Source organism: Arthrobacter globiformis (genome assembly GCF_003261175.1).
GTDB classification, from domain to species: Bacteria; Actinomycetota; Actinomycetes; order Actinomycetales; family Micrococcaceae; genus Arthrobacter; species Arthrobacter globiformis_A.
Genome location: NZ_QLNP01000105.1, coordinates 369,867 through 387,571, shown reverse-complemented (window position 1 = coordinate 387,571; position 17,705 = coordinate 369,867). Strand labels below are relative to the sequence as shown.

The window sequence follows — 17,705 nt, the reverse complement described above, 5'->3', positions numbered from 1 at the left end:
CAGCTGATCCACCCCGGCATCAACGAAGCCGGCGCCGTGGCAGCCTTCACCGCCGCCGGCACCGCCTACGCCACCCACGGCGTGCCCCTGGTCCCGGTCTACGTGTTCTACTCCATGTTCGGCTTCCAGCGCACCGGCGACGCCTTCTGGGCCGCCGCCGACCAGATGACCCGCGGCTTCATCATCGGCGCCACCGCAGGACGGACCACCCTCACCGGCGAAGGCCTCCAGCACGCCGACGGACACTCCCCGCTGCTGGCCTCCACCAACCCGGCAGTGGTCACCTACGACCCCGCCTACGGGTACGAAATGGGCCACATCGTCCGCGACGGCCTCGAGCGCATGTACGGTCAGGCCGCGAGCGGCCAAGGAACCGGAACTGCATCCGATAAAAACTTGATGTACTACATCACCGTCTACAACGAGCCGATCGTCCAGCCCGCGGAACCGGAGAACCTCGACGTCGAAGGTGTCCTCAAGGGCATCTACAAGCTCGCAGCCTCCACCGCCGAAGGCCCCAAGAGCCAGATCCTCGCCTCCGGCGTCTCCGTCCCCTGGGCCCTCGAAGCCCAGCGGATCCTCGCCGAAGACTGGGGCGTCTCCGCCGACGTCTGGTCCGTCACCTCCTGGAACGAACTGCGCCGCGACGGCCTCGCCGCCGAAGAGAAAGCCTTCCTCAACCCCGGCAAGGACGTCCGCCAGCCATTCGTCACCCAGCAGCTCGAAGGCGCCCAGGGCCCCGTCGTCGCCGTCTCGGACTACATGAAGGCCGTCCCGGACCAGATCCGGCAATTCGTCCCGAACGAGTTCGCCACCCTCGGCGCCGACGGCTTCGGCTTCTCCGACACCCGCGCCGCCGCCCGCCGCTTCTTCAAAAACGACATCCACTCTGTCGTTGTGAAGACCCTCCAGCTGCTCGCAGCCAAGGGTGAGGTTGACGGACAGGCACCGGCGCAGGCTATCGAGAAGTACCGCCTGCTCAACGTGAACGCCGGCACCACGGGCAACGCCGGAGGCGAGTCCTAGTCCCCACCCGCACCCTCGCCTCGCAAGCTCGGCCAGGGAACCCTGCGGGCGTGGCCCCAGGCTGAAAGGTACGACGGCGGTCCCCACCAATGGTGGGGGCCGCCGTCGTCGTTTGGGGTGCGTCCTGACAGGCCGAAGGGGTTGTGACGCAGCGCAACCGCAGTTGTAGCCTTTGCACAAAATGGAGCTTGTCCCGCAGGCACCGTATGCTCGAAACATGCCCGAGCCGTCCCCCGCCCCTGCACCGCGCAAACCGTCCTCCCGGACCATGACTCCGGAGAAGACGGAGACCCTGAAAAAACTCAGGGCCAGCGTCGGCCAGTTGTCTACGACCACCATGCGCCAGCTGGAAAAATCGCTGCCGTGGTACAGCCGGCTCAGTTCGGACGAGCGCTCCGCGCTGGGACTGGTGGCGCAGAACGGCATTGCCGCATTCGTCACCTGGTACGAGCGCCCCAGTTCCCCGTCCTGGATCCTTTCCGACGTTTTCGGTACAGCCCCCACGGAACTGACCCGGTCCATCAGCCTGCAGAAGGCGCTTCAGCTCATCCGGATCGTCGTGGAAGTGGTGGAGGACCAGGTTCCGGTGATCGCTCCCGAAGCGGACCAGCCCTCCCTGCGCGAAGCAGTCCTCCGGTACTCCCGCGAAGTGGCATTTGCCGCCGCCGACGTGTACGCCCGGGCCGCGGAATCCCGGGGATCCTGGGACACGCGGCTCGAAGCCCTGATCGTGGACGCCATCCTGCGCGGCGAAAACACCGACGCGCTGCGTTCCAGGATCGCCGCCCTCGGCTGGAAGGCGCAGGAACGCTTCACCGTGATGGTGGGGAACTCTCCGTCGGAACCCAGCGCCAGCTACGTGAGCGAATTGCGCCGCATGGCCGGCCGGTATGCGGAGGATGCCCTCGTGGGCATCCAGGGCGACCGCCTCATCCTGATCCTGGGCGGCGTGCACGACCGGGAGACCGCCTATGTGAAGCTCAGCGAGATGTTCGCGCCCGGCCCGGTAGTTTACGGAGCGGAGGCCAGCTCCCTGCTGGAAGCCAGCGGCTCCGCGCAGTCCGCCTTCGCCGGGCTCACCGCCGCGCGGGCGTGGCCCGCCGCCCCGCGCCCGGTGGCTGCCGACGATCTCCTGCCGGAAAGGGTGATCTCCGGGGACGATGCCGCCCGGCGGTCGCTGGTAAAGAACATCTACCGGCCGCTCCTAGCGGCGTCGAACGGGCTGGTGGAGACGCTCGGCACCTACCTGGAGCTGGGACATTCACTCGAGGCGACAGCGCGGGAACTCTTCGTCCACGCCAACACCGTGCGGTACCGGCTCAAGCGTGTTTGTGACGTGACAGGCTGGGATCCGCTGCTCCCCCGGGAAGCTTTCGTGCTGCAGGCGGCCCTTGTGGTGGGGCGGCTTTCCACTCCCCCCAAGCCCGCCGTCGAGCGTGTTGCCGTGCGGAACACGAACTGAACCGTTGTAGACTTCCTACAATCTGACCCCGTGAGGTTGGTGTACGGAAACACCAATGAATCACCCGGTAATTTGGAAAGCTGGATACGTGCTTGCAATCGTCTGCCCTGGACAGGGCTCACAGACCCCCGGTTTCCTGGCCCCGTGGCTGGAACTGCCTTCCGTAGCAGGCCATCTGGCCTCCCTGAGCGAAATTGCAGGTATCGACCTCACTGCGCACGGGACCACCTCTGACGAGGAAACCATCAAGGACACCGCCGTTGCGCAGCCGCTCATCGTCGCGGCCGGGCTGGTGGCCGCCAAGTCGCTGTTCGACGTCGAACTCAACACCCTGCCGGTCATCCTGGCCGGGCACTCGGTGGGCGAGATCACGGCGTCCGCGCTGGCCGGCGTGCTCACCGAAAAGGAAGCCATGACGTTTGTGCGCGAACGCGCCAACAGCATGGCCGCGGCCGCTGCCGTCACACCCACCGGCATGAGCGCCGTGGTGGGTGGCGACCCCGCCGAGGTCCTCGCCGCCATTGAAGCCGCCGGCGCAACGCCCGCAAACGTCAATGGTGCGGGCCAGACCGTCGCCGCGGGCACCTTCGAACAGCTCAAGGCCCTCGCCGAGAATCCGCCGGCCAAGGCGCGCGTGATTCCGCTGAAGGTCGCCGGCGCATTCCACACCTCACACATGGCTCCCGCGGTGAGCGCCCTCGAGGCGCTCCGGCCGGAACTCCAGCCGCAGGCACCTGCCGTGCCGCTGCTGTCCAACTTCGACGGCCAGGAGGTCACCGCGGGCAACGCCGCCGTCGACAGCCTGATCGCCCAGGTCTCGCGGCCGGTCCGCTGGGACCTGTGCATGGAGACCCTCGTGAACCGCGGAGTCACCGGAGTCATTGAACTCGCACCGGCGGGTACCCTGGCCGGACTGGCCAAGCGGGGCATGCCGGGCGTCAAGACTGTCGCTGTCAAAACGCCGGACGACCTGTCCGCGGCCCTTGCACTCTTCGCAGAACTGGAAGGACAGGCATGAGCACGCCGGTACTGAAGCAGACCCCGGTCAACGAGCACACCCGGATCCTGGGCATCGGCGCGTACCGCCCCGACGTCCTGGTCACCAACGAGGATGTGTGCCAGTGGATCGATTCCTCCGACGAGTGGATTCGCCAGCGTACCGGCATCGTCACCCGCCACCGTGCTCCCGCCGACGTCAGCGTGATCGACATGGCCGAGGGCGCCGCCCGTGAGGCCATGCAGAAGGCAGGGATCGAGGCATCCCAGCTCGGCGCCGTCATCGTCTCCACGGTGACCCACCCGTACGCCACGCCGTCGGCCGCCGCGAGCCTCGCCGACCGGCTCGGCGCCACGCCTGCCCCTGCCTTCGACATCTCCGCTGCCTGCGCCGGCTACTGCTACGGCATAGCTCAGGGCGATGCGCTGGTCCGTTCGGGGGCCGCCAACTATGTCCTCGTTGTGGGCGCGGAGAAGCTTTCCGACGTCATCGACAACCGCGAACGCACCATCTCGTTCCTGCTGGGCGACGGCGCCGGCGCCGTTGTCATCGGCCCGTCGGACACCCCCGGCATCGCTCCCTCGGTGTGGGGATCAGACGGCAGCAAGTGGGATGCCATCGGCATGACCCGCTCCATGCTGGACGTCCGCGACCTTGGCATGGCGGCACGCCGCTCCGACTCCACCGGTGACCTCGCGCTCCTCGAAGAGGCGCAGGAGCTCTACCCGACACTCCGCCAGGACGGCCAGACGGTGTTCCGCTGGGCGGTCTGGGAGATGGCCAAGGTTGCCCAGCAGGCGCTGGAAGCCGCCGGCGTCCAGGCCGAGGACCTGGTGGCCTTCATTCCGCACCAGGCGAACATGCGGATCATCGATGAGATGGTCAAGAAGCTTAAGCTGCCCGAGACCGTTACCGTGGCGCGGGACATCGCCGACGCCGGCAACACCTCGGCGGCATCGATCCCTCTGGCCACGCACCGCCTGCTCCAGGAAAACCCCGCCCTGAGCGGCGGACTGGCCCTGCAGATTGGCTTCGGCGCCGGACTGGTCTTCGGCGCCCAGGTAATTGTCCTTCCGTAACAATTCCGATAACCAAGCCGCAACCGCGGTTTGCCCATTTCCGGCATCCCCTGCCGGCAATAACAAGAAAAGGAGCCATCAATGGCTAGCAACGAAGAAATCCTGGCCGGACTGGCTGAAATCGTCAACGAAGAGACCGGCCTGGCCCCCGAGGCTGTCGAGCTGGACAAGTCCTTCACCGAGGACCTGGACATTGACTCCATCTCCATGATGACCATCGTGGTCAACGCTGAAGAGAAGTTCGGCGTCCGCATCCCCGATGAAGAGGTCAAGAACCTCAAGACCGTCGGCGACGCCGTGGACTTCATCTCCAGCGCCCAGGCGTAAGTAGGACACCCGCCGTCAGGGGCGTCAGCCCCTACAGGCTCCAGCCTTCACTGGCTGAACCCGGCTGGCCGGACCGGACGCTAACGTTTTCCGGACCGGCCAGCCGATGCACAACCCCTAAATTTTTTGCAGATTTCCCCGCACGCCACCCACTCCGGCCTCCGGCCAGCAGCACAGGACACGGCAGGCGCACCGACAGAGAGTGATCCCATGACACGCAAAGTAGTCATTACAGGTCTGGGTGCCACCACGCCCATCGGCGGCGACGTACCCACGATGTGGCAGAACGCGCTGAAGGGGGTTTCCGGAGCCCGCACCCTTGAGGATGAGTGGGTTGCCAAGTACGAACTGCCGGTCCACTTCGCTGCCCGGTGCACCACTCCCGCCCTTGAAGTCCTGTCCCGCGTTGAAGCCAAGCGCATGGACCCGTCAACGCAGTTCGGCGTCATCGCCGCCCGCGAGGCGTGGGCCGACTCGGGCATCACCGAAATCGACCCCGACCGCCTGGCTGTCGCGTTCGCCACTGGCATCGGCGGCGTCTGGACGCTCCTGGATGCGTGGGACACGCTGAAGGAGAAGGGCCCCCGCCGCGTCCTTCCCATGACGGTTCCGATGCTTATGCCCAACGGCGTGGCCGCCGCTGTCAGCCTGGATCTGGGCGCCCGCGCCGGTGCTCACACCCCTGTCTCCGCCTGCGCATCCGGTACGGAAGCCATGCACCTCGGACTGGACCTGATCCGCTCCGGCAAGGCCGACGTCGTCATGTGCGGTGGCGCCGAAGCCGCCATCCACCCGATGCCGCTGGCAGCGTTCTCCTCGATGCAGGCACTTTCCCGCCGCAACGACGACCCCGAGCGCGCCTCACGTCCCTACGACCTTGACCGTGACGGCTTCGTCATGGGCGAAGGCGCCGGCGCGCTGGTGCTGGAAGCCGAGGAGCATGCCCTCGCCCGCGGCGCACGGATTTACGGCGAGCTGGCCGGCACGTCCGTGACCGCCGACGCCTACCACATCACCGCACCGGATCCCCAGGGCCTGGGCGCCACCCGCGCGCTCAAGGCAGCCATGTTCGACGGCCGCATCCAGGCGGAGGACGTGGTCCACGTCAACGCCCACGCGACGTCGACGCCTGTCGGTGACAAGCCGGAGTACACGGCCCTGAAGGCAGCGCTCGGCAACCACGTCGAGAACGTCGCCGTCTCGGCCACCAAGTCCCAGATGGGCCACCTGCTCGGTGCCTCCGGCGCCGTCGAGGCCGTCCTCACCGTTCTGGCGGTGCACGAACGCAAGGCCCCTGTCACGATCAACCTCGAGAACCAGGACCCGGAGATCCCTCTCGACGTCGTGACTTCCGCCCGCGCCCTGCCGGCCGGCGACATCGTGGCGCTCAGCAACTCGTTCGGCTTCGGCGGGCACAACGCCGTCGTTGCCATCCGCAGCGTGTGATGTGACCCTGATTGAACGCTGAAGAAGCCCCCGCCGGTTGGCGGGGGCTTCTTCGGTGCTATGGGGGAATGGCTGCGGCTGGTGCGTCAGCCGGTCTGCAGTCTTTAGCCGGGCTGCCGCGCGTCAGCCGACCTGGTGCAGCCAGCGCACCGGCGCGCCTTCGGCGGCGTGCCTGAAGGGTTCCAGCTCCTCGTCCCACGCCTCGCCGAGGGCAAGCGACAGCTCATGATAGACGGCGGAGGGGTCGCCGGCCCCGGCCTCGTAGGCGTAGCGGATCCGGTCCTCGGACACCATGATGTTGCCGTGCACATCGGTCACGGCATGGAAAATGCCGAGCTCAGGTGTGTGGGACCAGCGACCACCGTCCACGCCCTGGCTCGGTTCTTCGGTAACCTCGAAGCGCAGATGTGCCCAGCCCCGGAGGGCAGACGCGAGTTGCGCACCTGTCCCCTGCGCGCCAGTCCAGGACAACTCCGAGCGGAACATGCCGGGCGCGGCGGGCTGAGGGGTCCATTCAAGGTCCGTTCGCTTGTCCACGACGGATCCGATGGCCCACTCAACGTGAGGGCACAGTGCGGTAGGGGCCGAGTGAATAAACAGCACACCGCGGGTCATTGCAACAGACATTCCATCCTCCATAGCTGTAGGTACGTCTTCCCCAACGACCTGCATGGACGGGATACTTGCTGCTTCGGGCGCCGCGTGGTGCCGGTGATTCCTGCCAATCTATGAAATTAACTGCCGGGCTGACAAGCGGCGCCTGGAGACGGTGCTTCAAGCACAACTTGAAAGTTGCCGAGCTTGGATCTTATTGTGCCGCACAGCGCCAAATTACGCCAGTGCAATTCGGCGTGGTGTAGAAGACGCGCCGGAGAAAGGGGCTAGGCGCGCGGGTGGGCCTGCTGATAGCTCTTCCGCAGCCGGTCCACCGACACGTGGGTGTAGATCTGGGTGGTGGCGAGGCTGCTGTGACCAAGGATCTCCTGGACTGCCCGAAGGTCGGCTCCGCCGTCGAGCAGATGCGTGGCGGCGGTGTGCCGCAAGGCGTGCGGCCCAGTGGCGGAGGTATCGCCCAGTGCGTCGAACAGTCCCTTCACCAGGCTCCGGACCTGGCGCTGGTCCACGCGGCGGCCCCGCATCCCGAGGAACAGGGCCGGGCCGCTGTCCGGGGCTGCGAGCTTCCCCCGCCCGCGGCGCAGCCAGTCGTCGACGGCGAGCGCAGCGGGGAGCCCATACGGCACCGTCCGTTCCTTGTTGCCTTTGCCGAGCACACGGAGGGTTCTGCGGTCCGGGTCGAGGTCATCGACGTCCAGACCGGCCAGCTCGCCGACGCGGACACCGGTGGCGTAGAGCAGCTCGACCATGGCCCGGTTGCGCAGGGCCATGGGATCACCGTCTTTCGACGCTTCGCTGAGGTCGGCCAGCAGGCGGGAGAGCTGTTGCTGCTGCAGCACGCCCGGCAGTGCGCCGTCGCGTTTGGGGGCCTGCAGGCGCAGGGCAGGATCGGTTTCGATGAGTTCTTCCCGCAGCGCCCAGGCGGTGAAGGTCCGCGCCGTGGCGGCGCGGCGGGCAAGGGTGGAACGTGACGCGCCCGCCTCGCTCTGGCTGCCCAGCCAGCGCCGCAGGGTTCCCAGCTCAAGCCCCGCGGGATCTGAGACTCCTTCGCTGGCCGCATAGCCCAGCAGGCTGGAGACGTCCGACAGGTACGCGCGCACCGTGTGTTCGGACCGGGCCCGCTCACCCGTCAGGTACCGTCCGAAACCCGTGACGGCCTTGGCGAGGGCGGCGGGCAGTTCCTGGTGTTCCACTCCCCCACTGTCCCAGCATTTGGCACAGAATGGAGGAACGGCACGCTAATCATGTGACGGCACGGCCGCCCGGCGTGGGGGACGTCGCCAGGCGGCAGGCGCTACGTTGACTGCTTGGTGCGCTTCCAGCCTCCCTTCTCGGATGCGGCCAGTCCCAGCAGTGCCAGCCTGCCAAGGCCCGCGCGCACCGATTCGGCGCCCAGTCCGGCAACACTGCAGAGTTTTTCGACGGAGCTGGCGGCCCGCAGCGGGAGCGCGTCCAGCAGGATGAGGTCCTCGAGCGTCAGGCCGTCGTGATCGGCGGACTGCCCACTCTTCTCATCAGGCAGGGATTGGCCGCTGGGAGACGCAAGCTCGGCGATCTCCCCGGCATCAGTGACACAGACAGCGCCGCCCTCCCGCATGAGCCGGTGACAGCCGGCCGAGTTCGCGCTGTGGACAGATCCGGGGACAGCTCCGACCGCACGGCCCAGGGTTTCCGCGTGATGGGCGGTGTTCAGGGCACCGGACCGCCACCTGGCCTCCACCACAACCGTGACGGACGCGAGGGCAGCGATCAGCCTGTTCCGTTGAAGGAACCGGTAGCGGGTGGGTGCGGAGCCGGGTGGAACTTCGGCGAGCACGGCGCCCTGGTTGGCTACAGCACGCAAGAGATCCTCGTTGCCGGAGGGATAGAAGCGGTCCACGCCGCCCGCCATGACGGCGATGGTCGGCATCGCATCGGAGCCCCCTGCCAGTGCTGCCCGGTGCGCGTGGGCATCAATTCCGTACGCGCCGCCGGACACCACTGTAAAGCCCCGCTGCGCCAGCGAGTAGGCAAGGTCACCGGTGACTGACGCGCCGTAGCTGGTACTGTCCCGAGAGCCCACCAAGGCCACCGCCTTGGCTGCCGGGGGAAGTTCGAGCTCGACGCCCCGCCACCACAGGCAGATCGGCTGGTGCAGGCCAAGGTCGTACAGTTGGCGCGGCCACAGACTGTCCGCCGGAATGATCATCCGGCCGCCCAGGCGCTGCATGGTGGCCAGGTCGCGCTCCGGGGCGAGGTCGGGAATTCTCGGTGCCCAGCGTTTCAGCGCGGCACCGAGGCCGGCCCAAGAATTCACCGAACTGTGCTCTGCCAGCAGCCCTGTAATGTCCTGTTCCAGCCCCGGTCCGTAGCTGACCTGGCCGGTGGCTATCCTCAGGGCATCCTCTGCTCCGGCAACGTGCACCAGGGCCAGGCCCGCTGCGTCCTGCGGCTCCATCAGCCTGGACAGCGCGGCACGGGCAAGTCTCTCGTTCTGCATGTGCGTTCCTTTCATGCCGCCGCTGAGGCGGTCTGGCGGAGGCTCAAGGCCTGTCCGATGTCGTTCCCGTCCGGCTGCTCCCGGCCAGCGAGGTCCGCCAAAGTCCAGGCGAGGCGCAGGACACGGTCATAGCCCCTGGCCGTGAGGACCCCCCGTTCCAATGCATGGTCCAGGATCCGGGTTGTGGCAGTTGCCAGTCTCAGCTCGCCACGCAGGATGCGTCCGGGCACCTGGGAGTTGGTTTCCATGCCCCAGGGCTGAAGCCGCTGCAGCTGGCCTGCCCGCGCAGCCAGGACGCGGGCACCGACCGTTGCGCTGTCCTCCGCTCCCCCGGACTGGCCAAAGTCCGCCAGCGACACACGGTCCACCTGCAGCTGGATGTCCACACGGTCCAGGAGCGGCCCCGACATGCGCGACATGTAGCGGCGCCGCATGAAGGGGGTGCAGGTGCATTCGATGCCCTTCCCCGAGGCCTTGCCGCACGGGCACGGATTGGCTGCCAGGACCAGCTGGAACCGCGCGGGGTAGGCCGCTGCTCCGGCCGAGCGGTGGATGACCAGCTCGCCGCTCTCAAGGGGCTGCCTGAGTGCATCGAGGACCCTGCGTTCGTATTCGGGCGCCTCGTCCAGGAACAGGATTCCGCGGTGCGCCCGCGACGCCGCGCCGGGGCGCGGGAGCCCCGATCCGCCGCCGATGATCGCCGCGGCCGTGGCCGAGTGGTGGGGATTCTCGAAGGGCGGCCGCCGGACCAGCTGCATTCCGGCTGAGGGGAGCTGGCACAGGGAATGGATCGCTGTCACCTCCATCGCCTCCGTGTCACGCAAATCGGGCAGAAGCCCGGGAAGCCGCTCGGCCAGCATGGTCTTGCCGGCGCCGGGCGGGCCGGTCAGCAGCAGGTGGTGGGCACCGGCGGCGGCTACCTCGAGGGCGCGCCGCGCCTCTGCCTGGCCGGACACGTCACACATGTCCGGGACAGGCGCATCCACGGACACAGGCTCGCTCCCGGCGGGTTCATCCTCCAGTGCGAAGTCGAGGACAAGTTCCTGCGGGTCAGCACCAAAATCGAACACCAGCCGCGCCAGGGTCCGGTAGCCGCGGACCCTGGCACCCGGGACGAGTTCGGCCTCGGCTGCGTTCGCCTGGGCCACCACAATGTCATGGAACCCGGCCTGCACTGCGGACATCACGGCAGGCAGTATTCCGCGGACAGGCCTGAGGCGTCCGTCCAGTCCCAGCTCGGCGATGAAGACGGTGCGCCCGGTGGGCCTGATGTCCTCCGCGGCACGCAGCACCGACATCGCAATGGCAAGGTCGAAGCCGGAACCGCGTTTGGGCAGGGAAGCCGGAATGAGGTTGGCGGTGATCTTTCGCCGGCTCAGCGGAATACCGGAGTTCTGCGCCGCCGAGCGGATGCGGTCACGGGCTTCGTTGAGGGAAGCGTCCGGCAGTCCGAGGAGCACAAAGGCCGGCAGCGTCTGGCCAATGTCGGCCTCGACCTCCACGACGTAGCCGTTCAGTCCGACAAGGGCCACCGAATAGGCTCTCCCCAGCGCCATCACAGCACCTCCCTGAGGTGCTCAACGGTGGGTTTGCCGACGCCGTCGTCCAGCACGGCAATGACGTCCACCCGGCGCAGCGGCAACCGCAGTCCATGGTCGCGGCACCAGGCCGAACCCAGTCGGTGCAGCCGGGCGAGCTTGACTGCGCCCACTGCTTCAAACGGGTGACCGTAGGCGAGCGAACGCCGCGTCTTCACCTCGGCAATGACAAGGGCATCGCCGTCCAGTGCGACGATGTCGATTTCGCCGTCCGGGCAGCGCCAGTTGCGCTCCAGGATTAGCATCCCCAGCGATTCCAGGTACTCCGCCGCGAGCTCTTCCCCGCGCCGGCCCAGCAGATCCTTGGCTTTCATATCCACCTCCGCATCAAGACTGCGGGGGCGGAATCACGCGGAACAGGGCACGGTCACGCTATGTGGGAAAGGTCGCGGGGATCCCGGGGAAAGGCGGCGGGGATGCCGGAGAACCACCGGCTGTGGAGGAACAGTGCCCTCAGGCAGTGCCCCGGGGAGACCCGGGAGGGTCAAAAACCTCAGTTGCCGAGGTCGACGTCCTTGGGCAGCGCGAGTTCCTCGTTGCGCGGCAGTTCCTCGACGTTGACGTCCTTGAACGTGATGACCCGGACACTCTTCACAAACCGCGCCGAACGGTAGACGTCCCAGACCCAGGCGTCCTGGAGCGTGAGGTCGAAGTACACCTCGCCGTCGGCGCTGCGGGCCTGCAGGTCCACGTGGTTGGCGAGGTAGAAGCGCCGCTCGGTCTCGACCACATAGCTGAACAGACCCACGACGTCCCGGTACTCACGGTAGAGCTGGAGCTCCATGTCGGTCTCATAGTTCTCAAGGTCTTCGGCACTCATGGTTCCATCTTGCACCATGCGGCGGGAACCCGCGCACCGCGCTGCCCGGAGGGCAGGTTCGCTACTCGGACAGCAGGTTCCAGCTGACCCGGTGGTAGGGGCTCGGGCCGTGGGTGCGGATGGCTTCCCGATGGGCCGCGGTGGCGTAGCCCTTGTTGACGTCCCAGCCGAAGCCCGGATACTCAAGGTGCAGGTCCCGCATGTGCTGGTCGCGCTCGACCTTGGCCAGGACACTCGCTGCGGCGACGCTGAGGCACTGCATGTCCGCCTTGACCAGGGTGTGGACGGGCGCGTCACAGCCAGGGTCGGTGACGACTTCGTCGAACAGCGAGGGCTGGACGGCGGGTGAGAGCCAGTTGTGGCTGCCGTCCAGCAGGACGACGTCGGGCGTGATGCCGGAGCCGAGGATCTCGAACCAGGCCCTGTTTCCGGCGGCGCGGAGGGCGCCCATGATGCCGAGGTCATCGATTTCGCGCGCAGTGGCATGTCCGACGGCGGAGGCGACGCTCCAGGCCCGCACCAGCGGGTCCAGGCGTTCGCGGTCCGTCGCCTTGAGGAGTTTGCTGTCCCGGACGTCGGCGAGAAGTTCCATGTGCTGCAGGTCCACGACGGCAATTCCCACGCTCACCGGCCCCGCGAGGGCGCCGCGGCCTACTTCGTCGACGCCGGCCAGGAACCGCGCCCCGCGGGGCAGGAAGCGCTTTTCGTAATCAAGGGTGGGTGCAACGGACATGGCTAACCTGCCGACGGCACATTCTTGAAGACATCGGGATAGTTGTTCAGTGCCGCCCAGCGGTTCATCGGCCAGGCGATGACCGCTGCCTTGCCTTCGATGTCGGCGATATCCACGAAGCCTCCGTTGGTGTCGGTGTGGGCACGGGAGTCCGCAGAGTGGTTGCGGTTGTCCCCCATCACCCAGACTTTGCCCTGCGGTACCACGACGTCGAAGGTGCGCACTGCGGGAACTTCGGCCGGATTGACGTACGCTTCGTCCAGCCCGGCGCCATTGACGGTGATCTTTCCGCCGGCGTCACAACAGATGACGTGGTCCCCAGGCAGCCCGATGACCCGCTTGACCAGGTGCTGCTCGGAGTTGTCCGGTAGCAGGCCAACGAAGGTCAGCCCGTCCTCAACAGCGCTGAACGGCCCGTCGGCCTTTTGCGGTGTGGGCGGCAGCCAGCCCTTGGTGTCCTTGAAGACAACAACGTCTCCGCGCTCGAGGGCGAACGGCTCAGGCACGAGGAGGTTCACGAAGATGCGGTCGTTGATGTCCAGCGTGTTCACCATCGACTCGGACGGGATGTAGAAGGCCCGGAACAGGAAGGTTTTGATGAGGAAGGAAAGCACGACGGCGATCACCACCACCGTGGCGATTTCCTTCAGCCACAGCAGGAAGGGGTTGCGGGGACTGCCCTTTTCCTGGCGCCGGGCGCCGGCAGGGGCAGGTGACCCGGGTTCGGATCCGCCGGGAGCGGGCACTTCCGAAACAGGCTCGTGGGCGGCATGCCGTCCCGGCCCCGCAGAAGTCTGCTGCGGTTCGGAGCTCCCGGGATCGATTTCCGGCATCTACTGTCCGTCCTTTGTTGTTGTTATGGCCGCCGACGGCGGCCGCGCCACCGACGCAAATCTATCAAGCGGCCAGAGAATCTGTACTGGCCTGCCGATCACCCTGTCCGACCGCACCATGCCGCCGCCCGGCGCCCCCAGCAGGCTGCGGGAGTCCGCGGACACCGACCGGTGGTCCCCGAGCAGCCACAGCCGGCCCTCGGGAACAGTCACGTCGAACTTCTGGGTGCTCGCTGCATCACCGTCATAGAGGTAGGGTTCCACGAGCGGCTGACCGTTGACTGTGAGGCGTTTGCCGGAGCCGCAGCAGACTACGTGGTCGCCGGGAAGCCCGATGACCCGCTTTACGTATGTAGTATCACTGCCGGACAGTCCCAGCCAGTGTCCCGCCGCGGCCGCCGCTTCCTGCAGCGGACCCGCCCCGCTGTTCAGCGGGGCGAACGAGCCCCGGCCGTCGAAAACGACGATGTCGCCGCGGCGGATCGGTTCCGACTGGAAGGCTGTGCGGGACACCAGTATCCGGTCACCCGTGCCGAACAGCGGCTCCATTGAGGCGGACGGAATGTAATAGACGTCCAGCCACAGGGAGCGGATCAGCCCGCTGACCAGGACGGCAGCCAGCACTGCCAGCAACACAAAACGCCAGCCCGGTTTCCCTGGCTGGCGTTTTGTCTGGTCCATGATCCGTATCCTGTGGCGCTGTTGCGGATGGCTCCGGCGCTGGCCGGACACGGGTCGGGGACCCGCCGTGAAGTCCGTTGGACTTACTTGGCGGTGCTGAAGTCGCGCTTTTCCTTGATCTTCGCAGCCTTACCGCGCAGTGCACGCATGTAGTAAAGCTTGGCGCGGCGGACGTCACCCTTGGTGACAACCTCGATCTTTTCGATGATCGGGGAGTGCACCGGGAAGGTACGCTCAACGCCGACACCGAAGGAAACCTTGCGGACGGTGAAGGTCTCGCGAATGCCGTCGCCCTGGCGGCCCAGGACGAAGCCCTGGAATACCTGGACACGGGAGTTCTTGCCTTCGATGATGTTCACGTGAACCTTGAGGGTGTCACCCGCGCGGAACTCGGGAACGTCAGTGCGCAGCGAGGCTGCATCTACGGAATCGAGGATATGCATTGATCCACTCCTGGTGAACGCCACAGGTCATCCACTTTGGGTCACGGCGGCCAAGCCCGGATATTTCCGGGAATCGCTGCCGAAGTGTTGAGGTCCGGTCCCGCCACCCTTTGGCAGTACCGGGGTGTCTTGCTGTTGGTTACGCTCCCCCTGTGGCAGGCGCGGACCCAGCAGACACAAGGATTAATTATGCCCCATATGGAACGAATTGGTTAATTCCGGGACGGTGCGTGCCGTACGGGACGTTGCCCGGTCAACAGGCGCAGCCTAGGCTCCCGGCCGGGGCCTGAGGTGACCGTCGACGACGTCGTACCCCAGGTCCGCGAGAGCGGTGCGGTCCGCACGGGGCAGGGTGCCGGCGTCGAACGTCTGCAGCAGGTCAGGACGGCGTTCAGCCGTCCTGCGGTACTGCTCGTGCCGGCGCCACTGCGCGATCTTGCCGTGGTTGCCGCTGAGCAGGACGGCCGGGACCTCCCGGTCGCGCCAGACCGACGGCTTGGTGTAGACCGGGTACTCGAGCAGGCCGTCCGAATGCGACTCTTCAACGAGCGATTCGGGGTTTCCCACCACGCCGGGGAGCAGCCGGCCGATCGCTTCCACCATGGCCAGTACAGCCACTTCGCCGCCGTTGAGGACGTAGTCGCCGAGGCTGACCGGGCGGACCGTGAAGTGCTCCTCGGCCCATTCGATGACGCGCTCGTCAATGCCCTCGTACCGCCCACAGGCGAACACGAGCTGCTCCTCCTCGGCAAGCTCGTACGCCAGCGCCTGGTTGAAGCGCTCCCCCGCCGGCGACGGGACGATCAGGACGGGCTTGGCTGCACCGGCCGGACGGACAGCGGCCACGGATTCAAGCGCCTGCGCCCACGGCTCGGCCTTCATCACCATGCCGGCTCCGCCGCCGTACGGGGTGTCGTCCACGGTGCGGTGGCGGTCGGTGGTGAAGGCGCGGAGGTCGTGCACGTTCAGGTCCAGCAGCCCGTCCTGGCGGGCCTTGCCGATGAGCGACAGTTCCAGCGGTGCGAGGTACTCGGGGAAGATACTGACGACGTCGATTCTCATCTACGCTTTGGCCTCCGGCTCAGCGTCCTCCCCGACGAGGTCCCCATCGGAGTCCTCCGCGGAGTCCGAGCCCCTGGTCTCCGGGTCCTCCGCGCTCTCCTCGTTGACCTCGAACAGGCCCGCAGGCGGGGTGAGCAGGACGTAGCCCTCCCCGACGTTCACCTCGGGGACGATCTGTTCCACGAACGGGATGAGGATTTCCTTGCCATCGGCCGATTCGATGACGAGCAGGTCCTGCACCGGCATGGTGTTCAGGGCCGTGACTTTACCCACCGCCTGGGAACCGACGCGGGCCTCGAGGCCCACGAGCTCGTGTTCGTACCAACCCTCGTCGTCGTCCTCGTCGAGTTCTTCGGTCTCGATGAACAGCTTGGCGCCGCGCAGGGTCTCGGCGCGGTTCCGGTCGGCCACCTCGTCAAAACCGAGCAGGAGGATGTCCTTGTTCCAGCGGGCACTGCGCAGGGTGAGCGGCCCGGCTGAGGCGGGTTCCACCACAAACTCAGTGCCGGGGACGAACCGGTCCTCGGGCGCGTCGGTGAGCACCTGGACTGTCACCTCGCCGCGGATTCCGTGGGGCTTGCCGATACGGGCCACCTGAAGCTGCATGTGTTCCTCTGTTTTGAGCTGCGTGTTGATGTACGACTTTTGCGGGCGTCCTGAGGACGTTCAGGGCCCAAAGCAGTCCGGCCCCTCCACCGTTACTGGTGGAGGGGCCGGACGTTAAGGCAAGTGTTGCAGGCGCGTTACCGGCGGCGGTCGGTGTCGACGACGTCGACCCTGACCTGCTCGCCATCTGCCAGCGCCGCCACGACCGTGCGCAGTGCACGCGCGGTGCGGCCCTGGCGTCCGATTACCCGTCCCAGGTCTTCCTGGTGAACGCGCACCTCGAGGGTATCCCCGCGGCGGTTGTTCTTGGCACTGACTTTGACATCCTCAGGGGAGTCGACAATGCCGCGGACAAGGTGTTCGAGCGCTTCTGCCAGCAACTTACTCAGCCTCGGTGGTCTCTGCTTCAGCCTCGGCGGGGGCTTCCGATGCCTTGGCCTTCTTGGTGATGGCTTCCGGGATGATCACGGAACCCTTTTCCGGAGCAACGAATGCTTCCTTGTCGGCCTTGGTCTTCAGGGTGCCTTCCTGGCCCGGCAGACCCTTGAACTTCTGCCAGTCACCGGTGATCTTCAGGATCGCGGCGACCTGCTCCGACGGCTGGGCGCCGACGGACAGCCAGTACTGTGCACGCTCGGAGTTGACCTCGATGTATGAGGGCTCTTCGGTGGGGTGGTACTTGCCGATCTCTTCGATGGCACGGCCATCACGCTTGGTGCGTGAATCGGCGACAACGATGCGGTAGTACGGTGCGCGCATCTTACCGAAGCGCTTAAGGCGAATCTTTACGGCCACTTTTGTGGTCACTCCTGTTTCTGAAACGGGGTTGAACCCGCGTTCTGCGCCCGTGGGGCGGGCCGTACTGGGGGGTTCGAAAAGGACAGGATCCGGACGCGGAGAGAGGGGCCGCGCAGATCGAGTACCTGTTTATTGTGCCAGATCGTCCGCATTATTTCGACTTGACATGCGGATGGAGTCTTTTGGCGTGCCTGGAAGTCCAGGCGGCACTAGGAAGACCAGACGTAGAGGCCGGTCCGGCTGCCTTCGTCCACGGTGCCGGCGAGCTCTGCCAGCTGCTGGACGTAGTTCTTGGCTTCCCCGGCACCAAAGGGCATGTCATCCTCGGCGGCCCAGCGCTCGGCCACCTCATCCAGAACGTTGCCCTCACCCTCGGATTCGTAGGTGAGGAGCTCGGCCAGCGCCCGGACCATCGCCGCCGGTACACCCAGAAGCGAATCGCTTGCCACGTCCACCATGGCCAGCTCGTAGTCCGCGCCCGCGGCGTGCACCGCGGCACCCGCGAGGTCGCCGAGCTGTTCGATCTCAAAATCACTGATGCCGGCAATCCGGAGGCCGTCTCCGGCGGCGGCACCGCCCTCCAGCGCTTCTGCACGCTTGAGGGCGTCATTGTGGGTGGCGACAAACACTTCGGTGAAGCCCATGGATGTGTCCTCATTCCGTCGGCGGTGCATGCCCCGGCAGCGGCAGTACCGGCCGG

Annotated in this window: 21 protein-coding genes; 6 read left to right on the top strand and 15 right to left on the bottom strand. The window is 66.7% G+C overall.

From position 1 onward, the window contains the following. The 6 genes from DBZ45_RS22560 to fabF form a co-directional block, all read left to right on the top strand. A partial coding sequence (locus DBZ45_RS22560) for a transketolase-like TK C-terminal-containing protein (protein WP_440130548.1) occupies nt 1–1,026 on the top strand: 1,026 nt, incomplete at its 5' end. Between the two features lie 217 nt (nt 1,027–1,243). Next, nucleotides 1,244–2,488 carry a PucR family transcriptional regulator gene (locus tag DBZ45_RS22555; protein WP_111906004.1) on the top strand — a complete coding sequence of 415 codons (1,245 nt, stop codon included), beginning with the start codon at nt 1,244–1,246 and terminating at the stop codon, nt 2,486–2,488. An 88-nt stretch (nt 2,489–2,576) separates the two neighbouring features. After that, a complete protein-coding gene (locus tag DBZ45_RS22550; RefSeq protein ID WP_190243228.1) occupies nt 2,577–3,506 on the top strand; it encodes an ACP S-malonyltransferase in 930 nt (309 codons plus the stop codon). Further along, nucleotides 3,503–4,564 carry a beta-ketoacyl-ACP synthase III gene (locus DBZ45_RS22545; RefSeq protein WP_102972178.1) on the top strand — a complete coding sequence of 354 codons (1,062 nt, stop codon included), beginning with the start codon at nt 3,503–3,505 and terminating at the stop codon, nt 4,562–4,564. The genes DBZ45_RS22550 and DBZ45_RS22545 overlap by 4 nt, the downstream gene beginning before the upstream one ends. Before the next feature lie 81 nt (nt 4,565–4,645). Further along, complete coding sequence (locus DBZ45_RS22540) at nt 4,646–4,891, top strand: acyl carrier protein (RefSeq protein WP_076802402.1); 246 nt, start codon at nt 4,646–4,648, stop codon at nt 4,889–4,891. Nucleotides 4,892–5,101: 210 nt separating this feature from the next. Beyond that, nucleotides 5,102–6,337: a beta-ketoacyl-ACP synthase II gene (gene fabF, locus DBZ45_RS22535; RefSeq protein ID WP_111906002.1), complete on the top strand. Its 1,236-nt coding sequence runs from the start codon at nt 5,102–5,104 to the stop codon at nt 6,335–6,337. Between the two features lie 123 nt (nt 6,338–6,460). Here fabF and DBZ45_RS22530 read toward each other — a convergent pair whose 3' ends face one another. From DBZ45_RS22530 to DBZ45_RS22460, 15 genes are all read right to left on the bottom strand, one after another. Continuing rightward, nucleotides 6,461–6,964: a DUF3145 domain-containing protein gene (locus tag DBZ45_RS22530; protein ID WP_003806074.1), complete on the bottom strand. Its 504-nt coding sequence runs from the start codon at nt 6,962–6,964 to the stop codon at nt 6,461–6,463. Nucleotides 6,965–7,218: 254 nt separating this feature from the next. Further along, a complete protein-coding gene (locus DBZ45_RS22525) occupies nt 7,219–8,145 on the bottom strand; it encodes a tyrosine recombinase XerC (RefSeq protein WP_111906001.1) in 927 nt (308 codons plus the stop codon). 101 nt (nt 8,146–8,246) lie between these two features. Continuing rightward, nucleotides 8,247–9,431, bottom strand: coding sequence for a DNA-processing protein DprA (dprA, locus tag DBZ45_RS22520; protein ID WP_111906000.1), 1,185 nt, complete (start codon nt 9,429–9,431; stop codon nt 8,247–8,249). Nucleotides 9,432–9,442: 11 nt separating this feature from the next. Further along, nucleotides 9,443–10,987, bottom strand: a complete 1,545-nt coding sequence (locus tag DBZ45_RS22515) for a YifB family Mg chelatase-like AAA ATPase (protein ID WP_111905999.1) — start codon at nt 10,985–10,987, stop codon at nt 9,443–9,445. Continuing rightward, nucleotides 10,987–11,343, bottom strand: a complete 357-nt coding sequence (locus DBZ45_RS22510) for a YraN family protein (protein ID WP_111905998.1) — start codon at nt 11,341–11,343, stop codon at nt 10,987–10,989. The genes DBZ45_RS22515 and DBZ45_RS22510 overlap by 1 nt, the downstream gene beginning before the upstream one ends. Before the next feature lie 179 nt (nt 11,344–11,522). Then, nucleotides 11,523–11,849, bottom strand: coding sequence for a DUF2469 domain-containing protein (locus DBZ45_RS22505; RefSeq protein ID WP_003806068.1), 327 nt, complete (start codon nt 11,847–11,849; stop codon nt 11,523–11,525). A 61-nt stretch (nt 11,850–11,910) separates the two neighbouring features. After that, complete coding sequence (locus DBZ45_RS22500) at nt 11,911–12,582, bottom strand: ribonuclease HII (RefSeq protein WP_111905997.1); 672 nt, start codon at nt 12,580–12,582, stop codon at nt 11,911–11,913. A gap of 2 nt (nt 12,583–12,584) precedes the next feature. Further along, entirely contained in the window at nt 12,585–13,415 is an 831-nt protein-coding gene (lepB, locus tag DBZ45_RS22495; protein ID WP_111905996.1) for a signal peptidase I, read from the bottom strand. Next, the gene (gene lepB / locus DBZ45_RS22490; RefSeq protein WP_111905995.1) at nt 13,416–14,096 is read right to left on the bottom strand and encodes a signal peptidase I; all 681 of its coding nucleotides are present in this window, start codon (nt 14,094–14,096) and stop codon (nt 13,416–13,418) included. It lies immediately after the preceding gene. An 83-nt stretch (nt 14,097–14,179) separates the two neighbouring features. Beyond that, nucleotides 14,180–14,539 (bottom strand): 50S ribosomal protein L19, encoded by a 360-nt coding sequence (rplS, locus tag DBZ45_RS22485; protein WP_111905994.1) that lies wholly within the window; start codon nt 14,537–14,539, stop codon nt 14,180–14,182. A 267-nt stretch (nt 14,540–14,806) separates the two neighbouring features. Then, complete coding sequence (gene trmD, locus DBZ45_RS22480) at nt 14,807–15,601, bottom strand: tRNA (guanosine(37)-N1)-methyltransferase TrmD (protein ID WP_111905993.1); 795 nt, start codon at nt 15,599–15,601, stop codon at nt 14,807–14,809. Continuing rightward, a complete protein-coding gene (gene rimM / locus DBZ45_RS22475) occupies nt 15,602–16,207 on the bottom strand; it encodes a ribosome maturation factor RimM (RefSeq protein WP_111905992.1) in 606 nt (201 codons plus the stop codon). Between the two features lie 137 nt (nt 16,208–16,344). Further along, nucleotides 16,345–16,587 (bottom strand): RNA-binding protein, encoded by a 243-nt coding sequence (locus tag DBZ45_RS22470; RefSeq protein ID WP_076802241.1) that lies wholly within the window; start codon nt 16,585–16,587, stop codon nt 16,345–16,347. A 1-nt stretch (nt 16,588) separates the two neighbouring features. Then, complete coding sequence (gene rpsP / locus DBZ45_RS22465) at nt 16,589–17,002, bottom strand: 30S ribosomal protein S16 (protein WP_102972220.1); 414 nt, start codon at nt 17,000–17,002, stop codon at nt 16,589–16,591. A gap of 212 nt (nt 17,003–17,214) precedes the next feature. Next, nucleotides 17,215–17,649, bottom strand: coding sequence for a hypothetical protein (locus DBZ45_RS22460; protein ID WP_111905991.1), 435 nt, complete (start codon nt 17,647–17,649; stop codon nt 17,215–17,217). Between the last annotated feature and the right edge of the window lie 56 nt (nt 17,650–17,705).

Excerpts from the sequence above, each read along its gene's own strand:
- DBZ45_RS22505 (WP_003806068.1), bottom strand. The coding sequence starts at position 11,849 with ATGAGTGCCGAAGACCTTGAGAACTATGAGACCGACATGGAGCTCCAG.
- DBZ45_RS22545 (WP_102972178.1), top strand. The coding sequence starts at position 3,503 with ATGAGCACGCCGGTACTGAAGCAGACCCCGGTCAACGAGCACACCCGG.
- DBZ45_RS22555 (WP_111906004.1), top strand. The coding sequence starts at position 1,244 with ATGCCCGAGCCGTCCCCCGCCCCTGCACCGCGCAAACCGTCCTCCCGG.
- lepB (WP_111905995.1), bottom strand. The coding sequence starts at position 14,096 with ATGGACCAGACAAAACGCCAGCCAGGGAAACCGGGCTGGCGTTTTGTG.
- fabF (WP_111906002.1), top strand. The coding sequence starts at position 5,102 with ATGACACGCAAAGTAGTCATTACAGGTCTGGGTGCCACCACGCCCATC.
- dprA (WP_111906000.1), bottom strand. The coding sequence starts at position 9,431 with ATGCAGAACGAGAGACTTGCCCGTGCCGCGCTGTCCAGGCTGATGGAG.
- DBZ45_RS22510 (WP_111905998.1), bottom strand. The coding sequence starts at position 11,343 with ATGAAAGCCAAGGATCTGCTGGGCCGGCGCGGGGAAGAGCTCGCGGCG.
- DBZ45_RS22530 (WP_003806074.1), bottom strand. The coding sequence starts at position 6,964 with ATGTCTGTTGCAATGACCCGCGGTGTGCTGTTTATTCACTCGGCCCCT.
- DBZ45_RS22540 (WP_076802402.1), top strand. The coding sequence starts at position 4,646 with ATGGCTAGCAACGAAGAAATCCTGGCCGGACTGGCTGAAATCGTCAAC.
- DBZ45_RS22500 (WP_111905997.1), bottom strand. The coding sequence starts at position 12,582 with ATGTCCGTTGCACCCACCCTTGATTACGAAAAGCGCTTCCTGCCCCGC.
- DBZ45_RS22460 (WP_111905991.1), bottom strand. The coding sequence starts at position 17,649 with ATGGGCTTCACCGAAGTGTTTGTCGCCACCCACAATGACGCCCTCAAG.
- trmD (WP_111905993.1), bottom strand. The coding sequence starts at position 15,601 with ATGAGAATCGACGTCGTCAGTATCTTCCCCGAGTACCTCGCACCGCTG.
- lepB (WP_111905996.1), bottom strand. The coding sequence starts at position 13,415 with ATGCCGGAAATCGATCCCGGGAGCTCCGAACCGCAGCAGACTTCTGCG.
- rimM (WP_111905992.1), bottom strand. The coding sequence starts at position 16,207 with ATGCAGCTTCAGGTGGCCCGTATCGGCAAGCCCCACGGAATCCGCGGC.
- DBZ45_RS22515 (WP_111905999.1), bottom strand. The coding sequence starts at position 10,987 with ATGGCGCTGGGGAGAGCCTATTCGGTGGCCCTTGTCGGACTGAACGGC.
- rplS (WP_111905994.1), bottom strand. The coding sequence starts at position 14,539 with ATGCATATCCTCGATTCCGTAGATGCAGCCTCGCTGCGCACTGACGTT.